This is a genomic window from Burkholderia sp. AU45388 (genome assembly GCF_030481585.1).
GTDB lineage: Bacteria > Pseudomonadota > Gammaproteobacteria > Burkholderiales > Burkholderiaceae > Burkholderia > Burkholderia sola.
The window spans coordinates 1-15998 of sequence record NZ_JAUJPV010000046.1 but is presented as its reverse complement, the minus strand read 5'-3'; the positions used below and the strand labels follow the sequence as shown (position 1 = coordinate 15998).

Sequence of the window (15998 nt, the reverse complement as noted above, 5' to 3'; positions counted from 1 at the left end):
CCGCATCCGCGCGAGCACCCACCACGCCACGCCCGTCCGGCCCGACGCCGAGGTCATTGACGACGACTTTGGCGCCCCTGGCGGCGAGATACTTGGCGTGTGCGCGGCCCAGGCCGGGATTGCCGCCCGCTCCGGTCACAATCGCCACCTGACCTTCAAAACTTAAGTCGCTCATGGTTCCAATCTCGATTGTCTTCTCATGTCAGGCGTACTCATCAAAGCTACGCTCCATAAAATAATCGATTATTTTGGAAACGACGTCACTCCGGGTATACCAGCTTCACTTCGAGGGATTCTTCTCCCGCCACGATCTGCGGCATCTTCAGGTCCGCTGAAACGGCACACATACCTCGGAGAACATCGGCAGGTTATGCCCAACATCACGCCGCCGACAGCGAAGGCTCGCTGCTGCCCGGCAACCCGCCTTCATCCGGCGGCGTCAGAGGGAGCACGCTATCCCGCGGTCTGGCATCGAATTGAGTCCCGAAGGCCGTCGCGGAACATCGATCATTCAGGCCCATCTTTTCCCATCCGGTCATGGTGGCGCACTCGCACGCCGCCTTCCGGCCCCCACAGAAAGTCAGCCACATCGACGCTTGAACAGCCAGCGGGCGCCACCCAATGGCGAAGCGCCTCGCGGACCATTGGAAACGCCAGTGACGACCAATCTATTTCCTCCGGGTATACCAACTTCACTTCGAGGGACTCTTCTCCCGCCATGAGCTGCGGCGTCTTCAAGTCCGCGGAAAACAGCACGTATACCTCGGAGAACATCGGCAGGTTATAGACTGTCAACAAGCGCAGATGCGTAGCGGTCGCGCCGGCCTCCTCGTAGGTCTCCCGAATGGCTGCCTCCTGCAAGGTTTCCCCGGTCTCCACATATCCCGCCGGGATGGTCCACATGCCACGATACGGATCGATCGCGCGCTGGCACAGCAGGATGCGGCCCTCATGCGTCGCCACGCAGCCCGCGACCATGCTGTGCCTTGAATAGTGGATTGCCCCGCAGTTCTGGCAGATGTGCCGCAGCCCAATGTCACCGTACGGCATGATCATCTGCACCTTATCGGAGCCGCATTCACTGCAGAACCTCATGCATTCCTCGACGGGCGGATCATCGTGGCAAGTTCAGCCACGTTGAGGGGAAGACTCCTGTGTACTTCACAATGGTGAGCACTGGAGATACCGCACAAGTGCCGGGCAATGTGCTTGAGAATTTGCCGGCGCACAGCGTCGCTGCGCTCGAAGGACTCCATGTGGCACAAGGTGTCCCAAATGCTGACCGTAAAGAACGCCTCGGCATCCGACTTTGAGCGCACGAGCCAGCGCATGCGCAGTCCCGGCGCTGCGCGTGTCTCGACATGAACCTTGTATGCATTCTGAAAATCCGCCCACATGCCGGGATGAACGCGCCCTTCGGTCAGCCGCACGTAAAGCGGTGGGTGACGACCTTCACTTCGGCCCCGGTCACCTTCGCTATTGGCAACCAACCCGTCAGGTGCGACCCAAGCCGAGCGAATTTCGCAGGTATGACACTCGAACTCTCCTGGCAGGGGTTCTCGCAATAATCGATTGTGTACGGCCGCGCACTCCCAGTCGACTGCATGTCGCTCGGATTCCCAGAGCTCCACCACATAGCCTCCCTCCCGGCTATCCAGGTCGCGTAAGACCCAACTGCCGAGCGCCCCGGCAACACCTTGCATGTTGGGGGCCTTTTCAAACATTTCGCGCTCGAACTGCTGCCGTTTTCCGGCCCTAGCGAGCGTACGAACGACGCGCATCAACATGTGACTGTCCGGTGGCGTGTACCAGCACGGCGTGACCGCCAGTCGTGCCCCGGCTCCTTCTGCAATTCCGCCACCAGGATCTTGCTGCAGCACAACATTTTCGTCTCCGCGCAATAGCGCGACGGCCACTTGTGCTTCTTCAGCTCGCCGCACCACTGAATGTGTTGCCAAATAATAATCGATTTTTTATACTTCGGCGATCGAAGTCGGATTTGTCGAGGATGGGTACACGTATGCAGCTGAGCCACATCGGAATTTTTGTCCAGGATTTTGACCGGATGATCGAGTTCTATCGGAACACTTTAGGCTTTGTGGTTACCGACATCGAAAGAAGCGCTGAGCGGCACATCGCGTTCCTGACGACCGATCCTAAGATCCATCACCAGCTCGTCCTGGTGAAGGGGCGTGCCGCGGACGTCACATCCCGCGCGTTCGTCAATCAGATCTCCTTTGCCGTCGATGATCTGCCGGCACTGAGAAGTGCGTACGCCAAGCTCGTGAAGTCGGAAGCGAAGGAACTCGATCCCATTACGCATGGAACCACCTGGTCCGTGTATTTCCGCGATCCCGAGGACAATCGCGCCGAGGTCTATTGCGACACGCCCTGGTACATCACGCAGCCGCACCGTGCATCGATTGATCTGACCAAGCCTGAGGACGTTCTCTACGCGGAAACCGAAGCACACGTCCGCGGCCAGCCTGGGTTTAAGTTCCGGAAGCAGTTCGACGCAGAAGTAGAGCAGCTCCTATGCCGCGGCTAGTCGGTTCGTCTCCGTTACAGGGATTTGAAATGAGCTCGTCCTCGCTTTCGTTTCGAATCAATCCCAGGGAGATCACCTTCGTCGGCCATGACCTCAGCCGACCTGAATGCATATTGGCCGAACGCAACGGCACGCTGTGGATTTCCGACGATCGAGGCGGAGTAACCCGTCGCGATCCCAGCGGAGTCCAGCACGTGATTGGGTCCATCCGCGGCACCCCGAACGGGCTGGCGATGACCTCGACCCTCGATTTACTGGTTGCGGACATCGGCAACGGTATCGTCTACCGACTTGACCGCAAGGGACGACATGAGGTTGTGCTCGACCGGCTGGGAACTCAACCGCTGGGGTCCGTAAATTTCGTCTACGCGGACGCTCATGGAACGATTTGGATCACGGTTTCCACGCGCACCCAGCCGCGCAAAGAGGCCATCGCACGCCCCATCCCCGACGGCTACTTGCTTAGGGTCGCTGCCGGCGGCCAGCACGTAGTAGCCACGGGCCTCTGCTTTCCCAACGAGCTGCGCATCGACCGGCACTATCGCTATGTATATGTGGCCGAATCGGCTCGTGGGCGGGTGGTGAGAATGCCCCTTCTGCCGGACGGCTCGCTCGGACCGCAGGAGGTATTCGGCCCCTCCCAGTTGTTCGCGGGAGCTATCGTCGACGGCATCGCTTTCGACGAACTCGACGGTCTCTGGGTCACCGAGGTGACCCGAAACGGAATTTACCGCATCGCTGCGGATGGCTCCTGTGAGTGCCTGATCGAAGATCCCGAAGGCAAGATGCTGCTGTTCCCCGCTAGTGTGACCTTTGCCGGACACGATCTTAGAACGGTGCTTGTCGGGTCCATTAAGGCAAAACGTCTGGCCTGCTTCCGGAGCCCCATACCAGGGACGCCCTTGGCCCACTGGCATCGAAACGAAGTCATTGCGGGGAATTCCTCGCAATGACCACGGTCAACTGACAGAGCAGCCGAATGTGACCTGCCTGACTTCTTCGAGCCATTTCAATCTGGGAGAACGGCCTCGGTTGATCCGCTTGGGTTTCCCAGACCAGATCTAGAGCGAGTTTTGCGGCGCTTTGGGTTCAGTCGAACCCGATGAAGGCACCAGCTGACGGGCGAATTCAGCTGGTGCCAAGTCTTTGAGAACCGAGTGAGAACGACTCTCGTTGTAATCTCGGCACCACGCCTCCACGATCGCTTTGGCTTCGCCCAGCGTTTCGAACCAATGGAGGTTCAAGCACGCGTCGCGGAATGATCCGTTACACATCTCGATGTGGCAATTGTCCGTTGGCTTCCCGAACTTTGATGCTTCAGTAATACTGAACACTGCGCGGTTGATTCACAAGCCGACAGGTCCGCCTCATCACCAATCCATAGGGGCTCACCCCATAATCCACCACGTCTCGCCTCAGCGCGGGGCGGACCATACATTTTTTGATGCAACATCCTGCAGAGTGGCCTTATCCAGGCTCAGTTCGGCAACCAGCGTCTTCAACCGCGCGTTCTCCTCCTGCAGTTGCTTGAGTTCGCATACCTGATCCGCCTGCATTCCGGCATATTGCTTCTTCCACCGATAGAACGTCTGTTCCGAAATACCGACCTGCCGGATCACATCGGCCACCGGCATGCCCAGCTCAGCTTGCTTGAGCACCGCCACAATCTGTTCGATCGAAAGCACAAATCTGCGTCTCACGCAGACAATGCCGTCATCCGTTTGTATGATGAAAAAGGACGCTAGTACGTGTGCACCGGAGGTGAAAATGGCGAAGAGGCAGAGGATTGAGAGTACCGAAGAGGGCCGGGATACCAGGGCGTTGGGTGCCGAGGCTGATCACGTACCGAAAGTTGCACCCGATATCGAGCGCCGGATCGAAGAGGCGTCGAGCCGGCAAATGATATCGATTCGACTGGATAAGCGCTTGATCGAATCGTTCAAGACGCTTGCTACGTTTCATGGAGTGGGCTACCAGCCCCTCATGCGCGATGCGCTTCAACGATTTGCAGATGCTGAAATGAAGGCGATTGTCACGGGCATAGTTAAGTCCCCAAAGAGGGTTGGGAAGCGTCGCGACGAATGAGCTTGCCCCTAAGAAACGGCTTCATAAAGGCTGATCGGCGCGCCGGAGGGTGTTCCAGCAGATCAAGCAGCAACCGAGTTTGAGGAACGCGCCGTGAATGTCAGCGCGGCGCTCGAAACGAATAAGGAGGCGACGAAAGTGATGCAGCCACCCTCGATTCGCCGAGAACCATGGCTGAACATACAGCGACATCAAGCATTCACGCTGCGATCATCTCGACTACGCCACCGTCCGTCTCCACGTGGATGATTTGGCTTCCGCCACGATGTTCGATGTCTCTGACCTTGACGCGACGTCCGTACAGCGGATGCCAGCTATAACGGACTTCGACTTCCTGCCCGATATGGGCAGAATGAGCGCGAAATGGCTCTCGGACGGCGGAACTATCTGCTCGCCGGCGCCGACTCCGGGGGCGAACGTGCCGCCGCGATGTACAGCCTGATCGGCACGGCGCGCTTGAACGGCCTCGATTCCGAGGCGTGCCTCGCCTACGTGCTCGAGCGCATCGCTGACCGTCCGGTCAACTGCCTCGACGAGCTGCTGCCATGGCATGTGGCGCCGTCGCTGCCCTCAACCGCTCGCGTCGAGCCCATTCGATAGCCTCTCGCGGATCTCAGCGATCAACAACCTGCACTACGGTTCTGCTCGGGCGCTTACGCTACAGATTCTGTAATGGCACGAGCAAGAACTGCGGCATAGGCGTGGGAATTCTTTGACTGTCCCAGTGCTCAGCGAACTTTCCATCCTTGATGCGCCACAGCTCGAAATCGAATACCGTGTAGTAGGCGCCGGCATTCTGTGGATCGGGTGCATAAGTGCGATGAACGGCAGTCACGTAATCGCAGCTCGCAATGATCTTGTACGCCATTTCGTTCTTCGGACGACCTGGTTCTTCAACCAACTCGGGGCGCCCTCCATTGCTCGTCAAGAACTTATCGAGGGCCAAGAACGCCTCTCGATCATTCAGGCCGTTGATCCGCCCAAAACGGATCACCCCCTCGTTGTGCTGTATGTAATCCGGCGCCATCATGTTGTACGCGTCTAGCGGAGTACGTTCTGGCGTGAAAAAGGTCTTCACCAATTGACGATTGTGCTCCAGCTGCTCCGCGGTACAGCGCACTTCTCCTCCGTCGGCCGCTCCAACAAACTGAGAAAGCGACGGTACAGCGGCCACAGGTGCAGGTGCGGGCTGTAATGGCGTCACCAAGAACGACGGCAAAGGCGTTGGAAGACTTTGACTGTCCCAGTGCTCAGCGAATTTTCCTTCCTTGATACGCCACAGCTCGAAGTCGTATGCCGCGTAGTAGGCGCCGGCATTCTGTGGATCGGGTGCATAAGTGCGATGAACGGCAGTCACGTAATCGCAGATCGCAATGATCTTGTACGCCATTTCGTTCTTTGGACGACCTGGTTCCTCAGACAACTCGGGACGCCCCCCATTGCTCGTCAAGAAATTGTCGAGGGCCAAGAATGCCTCATGAGCGTTCAGGTTATTGATCTTCCCAAAACGTAATACCCCTTCGTTGTGCTGTATGTAATCCGGCGTCATCATGTTGTACGCGTCTAGCGGAGTACGTTCCGGCGCAAAAAAAGCTTTCACCAATTGACGATTATGCTCCAGCTGATCCGTGGTACAGCCCGCTTCTTGCCCGTCGGCCGCACCAACCAACTGAGGTATTTCTCGAGCGGCGACGGGGCCATCGCCGCTGCAGGCAGACATGATCACACATACAGCGACTGCCGAGGCCAGGGCCGATTGCTTCAATTCAAACATCTCAAACACTCCATCGTTCATTTACGTCATCAGATCCGCTCAGCCTTGAGGTCGGCGAATCACTCTGCACTGCTTCAATAGGAGGCCGACTGAATCGGCGTCACCCGATCCGCGTGATCACACTGAGCTACAAGTCGGCATTGCCAAAATGGCGACCGACGTCAGGCCGAAAAGTCAGCAGGCCGAGGTCGTCCTCATGCTCAACGAAGACCTTCTCAGCGAATTCACGCACGAACGCTTTGTTATGCTGATTATCTGAATTGGTTCACATATGAGATATCTTGAAAAACCAGGATGTTTCTTCGCTGAAAAATCCTAGGCCGAGCAATGTTCGATGAGCTCGGAAATGCTGAGAATAATGGGTATCCGGATTTAGCTGTGGACAACCCACGGAAGCGAAAACCGGGTGCCGGGTCAGCATCGGCGTTCGGTACGCAATCTGTGCCAAGGCGTTCTTGGTCTTGAAGAGCGTCTTCTCCAAGCGCGCCAGATCGACCACACTCACAACAGCAGACCCGCTACTCCCTCCAGTGACAGAACTGCCACACCCTCGGCTATGTCAGCGGTCGGCAGCCGTATCGAGTGCTTCGTTTAATCGATTTCATGAAGATTATCGATTTTTTCCAAATCTGCACTCACGGAAATCACCAATCCGTTGTCGTCTGCGGTCTTCGACCAGATGAACGGCTTGGGGCTGGCGTTGTTGATGTCGATGTGTTGACGGATGGCCTGCTCCAATTGGCGCGTGGAGCGATGGGTACCGCGACGGATGCATCGCCGGGTCAGTGTGGCAAACCACCGCTCCACTTGGTCGAGCCAGGAGGCCGAGGTCGGGGTGAAGGGGACGTGGAACCTCAAGTGCCTGATGAGCCAGTTCTTGACCAAGCTCTGTCTTGTCTGTGCCGTAGTTGTCCATCACCAGATACACGACCACCCAACCTATACCCCGCCTAGACGGCGTCGAACAGGCTCGGTTGACAGCCGACATCCACCTGCTCCTGAGCGAGCCTGTCGAATTCATACGTGATGCGCATACCCGCGATCTCGACGTATTCGAGCATTAGGTCGACTCCGATGAAACGCAAGCCCTCGCGCACGGCAGCCTTGCCGGTCGAGCCGCTTCCCATGAGCGGATCCAGCACGATCCCGCCGAGAGACGTGACGAGCCGGCAGAGCTAGGCCATCAGCTCGTCGAGCTTGACCGTCGGGTAACGGCTCCCGTTGCGCGCGAGCCAGTCATCAATTTCTCGCTCCCGCACGGTCGCGTTCATCTCGGCGGCCGGAGCGTCGCTGCTGCCGACGCCGTCGTTACGGTCCGCGCGCGATGCTTTCGCGGAGTAGAAGAAGCGCGCGGCGCTGCCTGCATCAAGTCGACGCGTGCCCGCCTTCCCGCGCAACGCCATGGGCAAGGCGCAGAAGAACATCCTGCGCGAAACCTGTCGCCATACCTTCCTGTAGCATGTCGCCGCCTACCGGCGGCACGTTTAAAAGCGTGCTGTCGGGATAGGGAGGCCAGGCACATCGACGCGGGTTCGAAACACGGTGCCGCCTCTTGATTCGACTTCGCTGTTGTTTGCTGTCACCACGTAAAGATCCCTCAGGTCGGGGCCGCCGAACGCAAGGCTCGTCACGAACGTCGACGGCACCTTGATCCTGCGATCGATACCCCCCTCCGGCGTCAGCCGCACGATTTCTCCTCGGCCCCGTGCGACCGCGACCCACACCCCGCCCTCGGCGTCAACGGCCAGTCCATCGGGCAGTTCGTCATCGGCGAACCGGTGGAAGACGCGGCGGTCGCTCACGTCGCGATCGGCGTTGACATCGTAGACCCAGACCGCATGCGTCATGGTATCGCTCTGATAGAGAACTTTCCGATTCGGGCTGAACCCGATCCCATTGGGAACCATCACGCCGTCGTAGAGCATTTTCACGTCCCCCGACGGAGAGACGCGTAACAGCCTGCCGGGCGGGGGTTTTTGCCGGGACGGATCGAAGGTATTGATATCGAAGCCCATCGCACCGATGAAGATGCTTCCGTCGTCGTCTACGGTAAAGTCATTGAAGCCGGGAATCGGCGATCCGTTCCATTCACTTAAAATGTCTCGCACACCACCCACTTCATCGACCAGGGCAAGCGTCGTTCCCGACACCAGGATCCCGTTCCGGCTCAACGCGATACCGCCAACCCAGCTGCGCTCCAGGAGGCGATTGACCTGGCCATCCGGATCCCTCCGGTAGACACCGGTCCCAGAGCAACTGAAGTACAGCCGGTTTTTCGCATCAACCCGCGGGCCTTCAACCAGCTCGTATCCGTATGCCAACGTTTCGAACGTCATGCCGAATCTCCTAAATAAGGTCAGGCTCCGCCTCAAGCGGCACCGCGATACACGCCAGACCTGCGTAGTACGCGGCGAGCAGAGTCAACGCTGTCTGTTCTTGAACCGTAAACCACGTGGCCAGCCGGCCAAAGGTCTCGGCCTTCACATTGACGTCGCGGGCGCTCTCGTCGGCGAAGCTCAGCACAGACCGCTCCTTTTCCGTGAACTCGGGCGCCGTCCGGAACGCGTGCCGCTGGGCCAGCTTGTGTTCGGTCACGCCCAGCTTCAGCGCCAGCTGATAGTGCCTCGCCGCCATGTTCGAGGCGCCGAGGGCTTCGAGCACGACAATGGCGACCATTTCACGCATGCACGGTTCGATGCCGCAAAGTGAAAGAACACCGGCGCCAAAACCGAAATAGGCACGCGCGAGCTCCGGGGCGCTGCCCATGGCGCCAAATAGACGCCCAGACGGGCCCTCGCCCGCAGCCTCCAGCTCAGCGCTGACTACCGGGGAAATCTCGGTCGTCGCTTCGATTGATTTGTACGGGACCCGACTCACGATTTTGGCCTCTCTGCCTCGATGCCAAACGCTCCGAGGATTCGCACCACTGAGTTGTAGAAGCCCACCTGCAGGACCAGCTCGACGATGACGTCATCATTGAACTCCTTCTGCAATGCCTCAAATGTCGGGCGCGCGACCTGGCGCTTTAGGGTTACTTCCGCAGCGTAGCGAATCACGGCCCGCTCGGCAGTGTTGTAGACCGCCGAACTCTCGAACAACGAGAGTTGCTGCAATTGCTCCGGCCGCACCCCTTCCTTCAAGGCAAAGCGGGAGTGCGCCTCCACTTCATAGGAACTGTGCGTGACATGTCCCACCATCACGATCGCCAGTTCACGAAGCCACGGATCGAGCTTCGTGCCGAAGCGCAACTCATTCGAGATTGGCATGTAGGCCCGTAGCAACGCCGGCGCATTTGCGATGGCGCGATGTATCACGGACGGCCCGACCTTACGAACCCGCTCATAATCGTCGTAGATGTCGCGGTCGGACTCAGCCAGGTCCTCCCGGGACAGGATCGGAACACGAGGCATCATGAGTCCCCCGGGAATGGATGCGGAGACTGCCTGGCCTCGGCGGTCAGCCGTAAGGCGTCCTCCTCCAGCAGAAGCCGCGCCTCGCACAGCGCCGCTGCCGCGTCACTAACCGCGCGAACATAGGCGTCTCGGCTCGGATAGCGCTCCTCGATGGACGGCCGCGGATCACCTTGTGCCAGCCGATCCACCTTGGTCGCAGGAAACGGGAAGAAGGATCCGCGCACACTGGCGAGCTGGCCAGGCGCATATCCATCCCGGCGTATGTTCCAGCCGGTATAAGTGCCCATCGGCACGGAGACCGCTGGCAGCCGGATACCGCCCAGGTCGTTGCCATCGGCATCCGTACTGGGCACCAGGGGAACGTAGCGCCGACCGCGTATCTCCCTCGGCGGAAGCGTCGAATAATCCCAGGCGGTGAGCTCATTGCCTGAACGGGGCACGCTGCAGCCCGGAATGGCTGGAAACGCCTGAACGACGCGAGAGATGGGAACCAGCGTTCCGTCAGCGGCCCTCGGAATGCGGCTATCTGGCGGGGCGACATTTCGTGTCACCCACGCCTCCAAGGCAACGAGGAGGGCTCGGTGCAGCGGCGTGTCGCTCAGCGGATTGATCGGATAATGGCAGATCGGCGTGGCACGGGCTGCCGGTCCTCCGTGTTGTACTGACGCGTATAAGTACACACGCACCGCTTCCGGAATGTCGATGGCCGCCCCTGCCTCGTCGCTCGTCACCAGCGCCGCGCGCGCCTGCCAGTACTCCGACGAGCTGTCGGTGTGCATGACCTTGGGGCATGTCTGGCTGGCGGTGCTCGCCCGCAATATTCCGTCCGTCCGATCGGCGTTGGGATCCGGACACTCTCCGTAGGCGAACGGAAATTGGTCGCCCGGGTATGAATGATCCTCATGCTGCCGGGAAAAGCGGCCAGGCTGCCCGAATGGGACATTGACGAAGCTCTTGCGGGAACCCGCAGCATCGATGAATAGACCATCGAAGACACGCTGACCCGCCCCGTCCCGGTTGAAGTCCTGCCACAGGAAGTCACGTAGCACCCGACCGGACTGCGATGTTCCGAACGCCAGGGCGTGGTCGATTACCGGAACGCCGGAGGCGCCGCAGAGCGGATTAGCCGCGCCTGCACTGTCCACGCCGGCGAAGCGAAGAAAGGAGACGAAGTCGCGGATCGCGGCGAATCCCAGGCCCATGACCACTGGATCCTTGGCCCGATAAACGAACTCGAAGATCGAGCCGCCATCGAAGCCCTCGGGGACTCGGATCTCGATCTGCCGCTGCGATACAAAGCGCCAGCTCGCCGGGTCCAGACGCTGCGGAGCCTCGCCGTTGTTTCGACGAACTGTGGCGATGACTTCGCTCGGGTCCAGCGTGTTAGCGGGATAGGTCAGATTTCCGATGACAGGATTCTGCAGGCTATCGAAGACAAACTCCTCGCGGCTGTAGCCAACGAGCGGCTTGCCTTCCGACTGGGCAATCGGAAAGCCGGTACACAACAACTCAGCCCCCGTTCGGATATCTCCCTGCCATCCACTCCACGCCATGGTATAGCCGCGGCGCATCAGAAATCCGTTGCCTGCGTCATCCGGGCCGAGCAGATTGGTCGAACGCGGCACGTCGTTGAACGCCGTGAGCGCCTTCTGCTCACCTCGGTTGAGGACGTCGTACAACAAGACACGATTCGCCGAGGACATTCGCACCGGCTTCAGGATTGCGAAATCGCTCCAGTATTCGACGTAGCCCTCCGCATTGCGCGGCGCCAGGTCAAGCAATGCAATCCCTGCATTGCTTGAATGACCTGGATCGACCCGGCCCAAGACGCGGCCACGCAGCCACTCGTATGCCCCGGCAGCACCGAACACTTGGCCATCAAACGCGCTTTCCCTCTGGACAATCTCCAACCTGACCGTCCCCGCCTCGTCTGTTTGCCGGCCCGCGCCTGAAACTGGGCCATGCCGCTGATTCACGTCGACGGGCTCCATCAGGCGCCGGCGGCGACTTCGAGACTGCGCTGCGCTTGCGCGAAGGTCGGCATCACGCAATCCGCGAAGCGGTTGATGGAGTCCAGGGATTCCGCGCTGCTGAGGCTACCGAAGGTGAAGTTGAGCATCAGGTAGTTACAGCCCGAGCGCTCCACCTGCGAGTTGAGGATATCGCTCACCTGGTCTCCGGTACCGACAATCATCACACCTGCCTCGCGCGCCTTATCGAACGGGACGACGACCTTGTTGTCGGTCAGGCCGTAGTAGCTGTAAAGCTTGTTGATGTTGTCCAGGAATACAGCGTAGTGCTGTCGCGCCGTCTCAACCGCCTTGGCCTCATCATCGCCCACAAAAACGAACCGCTGGACGGCGAGTTTCGGCTCGGCAATGTGGGGCTGCAAGTCCTCGGCGGTTTTCCAGTACTTGTCACGGGTTTCCAGATACGTGTCGATCGCCCGCTTGTTCATTTCGACCGGCCCGTTGGTGCAGATGTTCAGGCCACGCTTGGCGGCATAGATCACCGAGCTCTCCTTGACCGCGCCATACCAGAGGCCCGGATAGGGCTTCTGCACTGGACGCATGTCGGCGACCGGAACGCCGTCGAAGCGGAAATGCGTTCCCTTGTGCTTGAGCTGGTCGACCGTGAAACCCTTGAGAATCACATCGAGCGCTTCCTCGAAGATCTCCGACGACTGCAGCGTCGGAATGCCGTAGTAGGCATGCTCGTACGGATGCACGCCGCGCCCGATGCCGAACTCGAAGCGCCCGTCCGACATATTGTCGAGCATGCAGACTTCGAGCATCAGACGCAGCGGGTTGTAAAAAGGCAGCAGGAACACCATCGGACCGATGCGGATACGCGAGGTGTGGGTTGCCAGCGGCGCCAGGAACAACGCTGGCGACGGAACCACGGACAGCGGGGTGCAGTGGTGCTCAGCCAGGTGGTAGCCCCAAAAGCCGAGCGCCTCCGCGTGCTTCACGTACGCGATGCGCTCGCGATACAGTTCGCCGATATTGGCACTGCCACTGCTCTTTTCGATGTGATCGAATATGCCGATCTCGAGGGATCGGCCGATATGGTTTGTCATGGTTCTACCTCATGTCGTGATAAAAGAATCGATTTTATTTTGTTGAAGAATCGATTCTTTGTCAACGGTGATGCACCCTGATTTCTTGCCTCTCTTGAACTTGGGGAACGTACTGCTCCAGGAGAAAGGCCGCTCGAGTCAGGCGTTGTTTACGTCAGGACCGCAAGGGCCCAGAACTCACCCTATCGACGTCCCTGTCAGTGTCAGGGCTGCTTCGCGTCCGAACCCTCATGCCGCGACGTAGAGCCAACTGTTCAAGACAAAATAGCGACCCTCGCTCCGTGATACCCGCCAGGATCGTGGCGCGGCTCCGCCAACGCCTGTCTAGGTAGTGATACCAAACTGGGTGACGTCTCCGGCAATGGGGTGTGTAGCAGTCCAAATCACTTAGGAAACCGAAACGAAGAACCGCACGACTGGAAGGGTCGGTATCGCGGCCATTGCCGTAACACCGAGAATCGCCGTTCCGCGATTCACCATCGGCCCCATACCGGATCCGATCAGCTGGCCGCTAGGGGTGTCTTGCACAGCCATTGCTTCATTGCTGGTCAGCACGGAAACCTGATCTGCACCCTTACATCAGGCGCACGCCGGTCTCTCCATATTGCTTCACAAGGTCTTGAACCTTCTGCACGATCTCCGCCGGCGGACGGGTGAGGTCGATCGCAACCTTGAAGGGCTGCTTCGCCTCAAGTCCCGTGTCCCAATAGACTTCACACCGATTACCGTCCGGATCGAAAAAATAGACGCCGACCGCATTACCGTGCGTCACGACCTGTTCAATCTCCGCGCCGGCTTGCAGAAGGCGCTCGTAGAAGTAGATGACTTCTTCAAGGGCGTTACAACGGAAGGAGAGTTGCTGCAGCAAAATCTCGCCCGGCTTGACGGTACGACCGGGTGCCAACAGCAGTTCATGATGCTCCTCTTCGGGGCGTGAACTGAAGAACGTGGCGCCAGACACCGGATCCATGTCGGTGATGGTGAGCTTCAGGACATCACGGTAGAACGCACGGGATCGATCCATGTCGGTGACATGAATCCCAACGTGCCCGAGCATTGCAATTTTTGCAGAATTCATAAACCCTCTTTGACTTTGCGTGTATCAGGAACCGATCAACATACTCGGAGGTAATCAGTGGCATAACGATGCCTGCAATCGAAGTGGCACAGGCCCAGCAAGGTGTCGATGGGACCGACGTTCTTCGTCAGCCTCAGCGCGACGTTGCTCTGCCGCCCGGTTTCGCTAACAGCTCCGCGGAACGAAGCCTGGCAGCCAACGACGTCAACGTCCTTGACCCCGCTTTCCTTCAAACTGCCCGGGGAACAGCCCTCAACACGACCGCATAATACGAAAGGCTTTCGCTTCTCTTAGAGGCAATGGTTGCGGAAACTTCCGACGATTGCTGCTGTGGCGCCGGCTCCTGCTGCGTTGCTCCTCCAGGTTCCGCTTGTTGCGTTGCGGGCACCGGTCCGACTTGCGATGACATTTCCGGCTGCGCTTGCCGGGCCAAAGCCGTGTGGACCCAGCGATGCCGGGACCAAAGCCAAGATGCTCGCTTTCAGCATCCTCGACTTTTTCATCGGATCTCCTCTTGGCGATTTCTGCCCCACCGCCATGCGGCGGCGCCTCGCCACATTTTCAGAATAATCGATTATTTTTTCATGGTCAATCTCTCTGAGAGGAGCCTAGTGCAAGGCCGCCTGCCGCAACCGTCATGACCGGTAGAATAGATTATGTATTTCTGGACCCGGCACTGCTCTCCGCCGCCGCAGCCTCATCCACCGCGCAAGACTGGATTGTCATGCCTGCACCCCGAGACACATCTCGCACGCAGATCATTTTCACTAGGCTAACTCCCAACAATCGATTCACTCATCGCGAGGCCTTCGATCCTCGAGCCCCGCGCCCCCGGGCTTCTTATTGAGGCCTTCAGCCCCCCAAAAAGACCGCCTTTGACGCCGCCTCAAAGGCGCCGCAACGATCGATTTTCCTCGTCACCTGACGCAAGATGTCGTAAAATTCGCCTGATATAGTGGCTCTCGCACGATTGGCGTTTGCTGGAGCTCTGACTTCATCGGCGATTGTTTTCAGTGGTATGAGGCCATAAATGAAAGTTACCGAACCTGCGCTTCAACCCAAGAGTCGGGCGGCACCGACGGAGAGTTCCGCCGCCGCGCGTAGCCTTACGACGACTGTTTTTCAGCTGTTGCGAAGCTCCATCCTTTATGGGCAGCTTGAGCCGGGGCTCAAGTTGAGTGCCGGGCGCCTGGCGACGCAATACCGCGTCAGCCTGAGTGCCATTCGCGAAGCGCTGGCGAGGCTTGCGGCCGAGGGCTTGCTGGATTCGGAGGATCACCGCGGATTCCGGGTTGCGAAGGTATCCAAGGCAGACCTGATGGATTTGACCCAGACGCGCTGCGAAATTGAATGTATTGCACTGCGCCGTTCGATCGAGAGCGGGGACGCCGCCTGGGAGGAAAGAGTGACCGAGGCGTTTCAGGCCCTGCAAGCTGCCGAGGGAAAATCCCGCCCCTTGGACCAGCGCCGCTATGAGCTGCATTCAGATTTTCATCATGCTTTGCTGGAAGCGTGTGGCTCGGAATGGCTGTTGCGCCTGCGCGGCATGTTGTTCGAGCGCGCCGAGCGCTATCGTCTCTTGTCTGTCAACTACGCCAAGGTACGTCGCGAGGTGCATGACGAGCATAAGCAGCTCTACGACGCGGTCTTGAAGCGCGACGCAGAAAAGGCGATCGCAATTCTGACACGGCACACAATGGAAACCACCAAGGCCCTGCTCCAAATCGAAGATGAAGCGCTTTTTGCCGACAATAAGCCTGCCAAGGGTTCCAAAAAGGGCCGGCAAGTCAAGCTCGTCGCTGAGGTAGGCGGCTTACTGCGGAGCTTTTAAACTCACTGCAGACCTTCTACGCGGGCAGAGCGGGCTGGCTGGCGGCTGCCAGCCCAAAACGCCGGCTAGCAGTTTTCGGGCAGCCTTCTCCAAAAACTACACGGGATGCCACCCCCGTGTAGACAAATGGCGGCACCATTTCAGCATTCTGACGTGATGGCGTGGCGATCTTTCAGATCACGACTTCGGA

At 58.9% G+C, this 15998-nt stretch carries 14 protein-coding genes and 6 pseudogenes; 5 read left to right on the top strand and 15 right to left on the bottom strand.

Features of this window, described 5'->3' with window-relative positions; all coding sequences use genetic code 11:
- The 3 genes and pseudogenes from QZM72_RS35155 to QZM72_RS35145 all read right to left on the bottom strand — a co-directional run.
- Window positions 1–175 (bottom strand): annotated as a pseudogene (locus QZM72_RS35155) (3-hydroxyacyl-CoA dehydrogenase); the annotation flags it as partial.
- A gap of 332 nt (window positions 176–507) precedes the next feature.
- Window positions 508–1095, bottom strand: a complete 588-nt coding sequence (locus tag QZM72_RS35150; protein ID WP_089471828.1) for an NUDIX domain-containing protein — start codon at window positions 1093–1095, stop codon at window positions 508–510.
- A complete protein-coding gene (locus tag QZM72_RS35145; protein WP_089471826.1) occupies window positions 1092–1787 on the bottom strand; it encodes an antibiotic biosynthesis monooxygenase in 696 nt (231 codons plus the stop codon). The genes QZM72_RS35150 and QZM72_RS35145 overlap by 4 nt, the downstream gene beginning before the upstream one ends.
- A 233-nt stretch (window positions 1788–2020) precedes the next feature.
- On the opposite strand from QZM72_RS35145, the gene QZM72_RS35140 reads away from it, so the two are divergent.
- Both QZM72_RS35140 and QZM72_RS35135 read left to right on the top strand, forming a co-directional pair.
- A complete protein-coding gene (locus QZM72_RS35140) occupies window positions 2021–2548 on the top strand; it encodes a VOC family protein (protein ID WP_089471825.1) in 528 nt (175 codons plus the stop codon).
- 29 nt (window positions 2549–2577) lie between these two features.
- Window positions 2578–3501 carry an SMP-30/gluconolactonase/LRE family protein gene (locus QZM72_RS35135; RefSeq protein ID WP_179233585.1) on the top strand — a complete coding sequence of 308 codons (924 nt, stop codon included), beginning with the start codon at window positions 2578–2580 and terminating at the stop codon, window positions 3499–3501.
- A 108-nt stretch (window positions 3502–3609) separates the two neighbouring features.
- On the opposite strand, the pseudogene QZM72_RS35130 reads toward QZM72_RS35135, so the two are convergent.
- A pseudogene (locus tag QZM72_RS35130) lies at window positions 3610–4248 on the bottom strand (integrase core domain-containing protein).
- Between the two features lie 67 nt (window positions 4249–4315).
- Between QZM72_RS35130 and QZM72_RS35125 the strand changes: the two are divergent.
- Window positions 4316–4633, top strand: a complete 318-nt coding sequence (locus QZM72_RS35125; RefSeq protein ID WP_301740409.1) for a hypothetical protein — start codon at window positions 4316–4318, stop codon at window positions 4631–4633.
- Window positions 4634–4654: 21 nt separating this feature from the next.
- On the opposite strand, the pseudogene QZM72_RS35120 reads toward QZM72_RS35125, so the two are convergent.
- Window positions 4655–4783, bottom strand: a pseudogene (locus QZM72_RS35120) (IS5/IS1182 family transposase); the annotation flags it as partial.
- A gap of 213 nt (window positions 4784–4996) precedes the next feature.
- On the opposite strand from QZM72_RS35120, the pseudogene QZM72_RS35115 reads away from it, so the two are divergent.
- Window positions 4997–5233: pseudogene (locus tag QZM72_RS35115) on the top strand (transposase domain-containing protein); the annotation flags it as partial.
- Window positions 5234–5291: 58 nt separating this feature from the next.
- On the opposite strand, the gene QZM72_RS35110 reads toward QZM72_RS35115, so the two are convergent.
- The 10 genes and pseudogenes from QZM72_RS35110 to QZM72_RS35065 form a co-directional block, all read right to left on the bottom strand.
- A complete protein-coding gene (locus tag QZM72_RS35110) occupies window positions 5292–6428 on the bottom strand; it encodes a hypothetical protein (protein WP_301740408.1) in 1137 nt (378 codons plus the stop codon).
- Window positions 6429–6998: 570 nt separating this feature from the next.
- Window positions 6999–7335, bottom strand: a pseudogene (locus tag QZM72_RS35105) (transposase); the annotation flags it as partial.
- 22 nt (window positions 7336–7357) lie between these two features.
- Window positions 7358–7564 (bottom strand): annotated as a pseudogene (locus tag QZM72_RS35100) (DNA methyltransferase); the annotation flags it as partial.
- A gap of 18 nt (window positions 7565–7582) precedes the next feature.
- Window positions 7583–7831 (bottom strand): hypothetical protein, encoded by a 249-nt coding sequence (locus tag QZM72_RS35095; protein WP_218828358.1) that lies wholly within the window; start codon window positions 7829–7831, stop codon window positions 7583–7585.
- Window positions 7832–7891: 60 nt separating this feature from the next.
- On the bottom strand, window positions 7892–8743 hold the full coding sequence (locus QZM72_RS35090) for an SMP-30/gluconolactonase/LRE family protein (RefSeq protein WP_301740407.1): 852 nt from the start codon (window positions 8741–8743) through the stop codon (window positions 7892–7894).
- Between the two features lie 10 nt (window positions 8744–8753).
- Window positions 8754–9284: a carboxymuconolactone decarboxylase family protein gene (locus QZM72_RS35085; RefSeq protein WP_089471821.1), complete on the bottom strand. Its 531-nt coding sequence runs from the start codon at window positions 9282–9284 to the stop codon at window positions 8754–8756.
- Window positions 9281–9820, bottom strand: a complete 540-nt coding sequence (locus tag QZM72_RS35080; protein ID WP_301740406.1) for a carboxymuconolactone decarboxylase family protein — start codon at window positions 9818–9820, stop codon at window positions 9281–9283. The genes QZM72_RS35085 and QZM72_RS35080 overlap by 4 nt, the downstream gene beginning before the upstream one ends.
- Window positions 9817–11811, bottom strand: coding sequence for an alpha/beta hydrolase domain-containing protein (locus QZM72_RS35075; protein WP_301740405.1), 1995 nt, complete (start codon window positions 11809–11811; stop codon window positions 9817–9819). Before QZM72_RS35075 ends, QZM72_RS35080 begins: the two co-directional genes overlap by 4 nt.
- Entirely contained in the window at window positions 11811–12899 is a 1089-nt protein-coding gene (locus QZM72_RS35070; RefSeq protein ID WP_089471818.1) for an LLM class flavin-dependent oxidoreductase, read from the bottom strand. Before QZM72_RS35070 ends, QZM72_RS35075 begins: the two co-directional genes overlap by 1 nt.
- A 574-nt stretch (window positions 12900–13473) precedes the next feature.
- A complete protein-coding gene (locus QZM72_RS35065; RefSeq protein WP_089471817.1) occupies window positions 13474–13977 on the bottom strand; it encodes a VOC family protein in 504 nt (167 codons plus the stop codon).
- A 1030-nt stretch (window positions 13978–15007) separates the two neighbouring features.
- Here QZM72_RS35065 and QZM72_RS35060 point away from each other — a divergent pair.
- Entirely contained in the window at window positions 15008–15808 is an 801-nt protein-coding gene (locus tag QZM72_RS35060) for a GntR family transcriptional regulator (RefSeq protein ID WP_301740404.1), read from the top strand.
- Window positions 15809–15998: the final 190 nt, after the last annotated feature.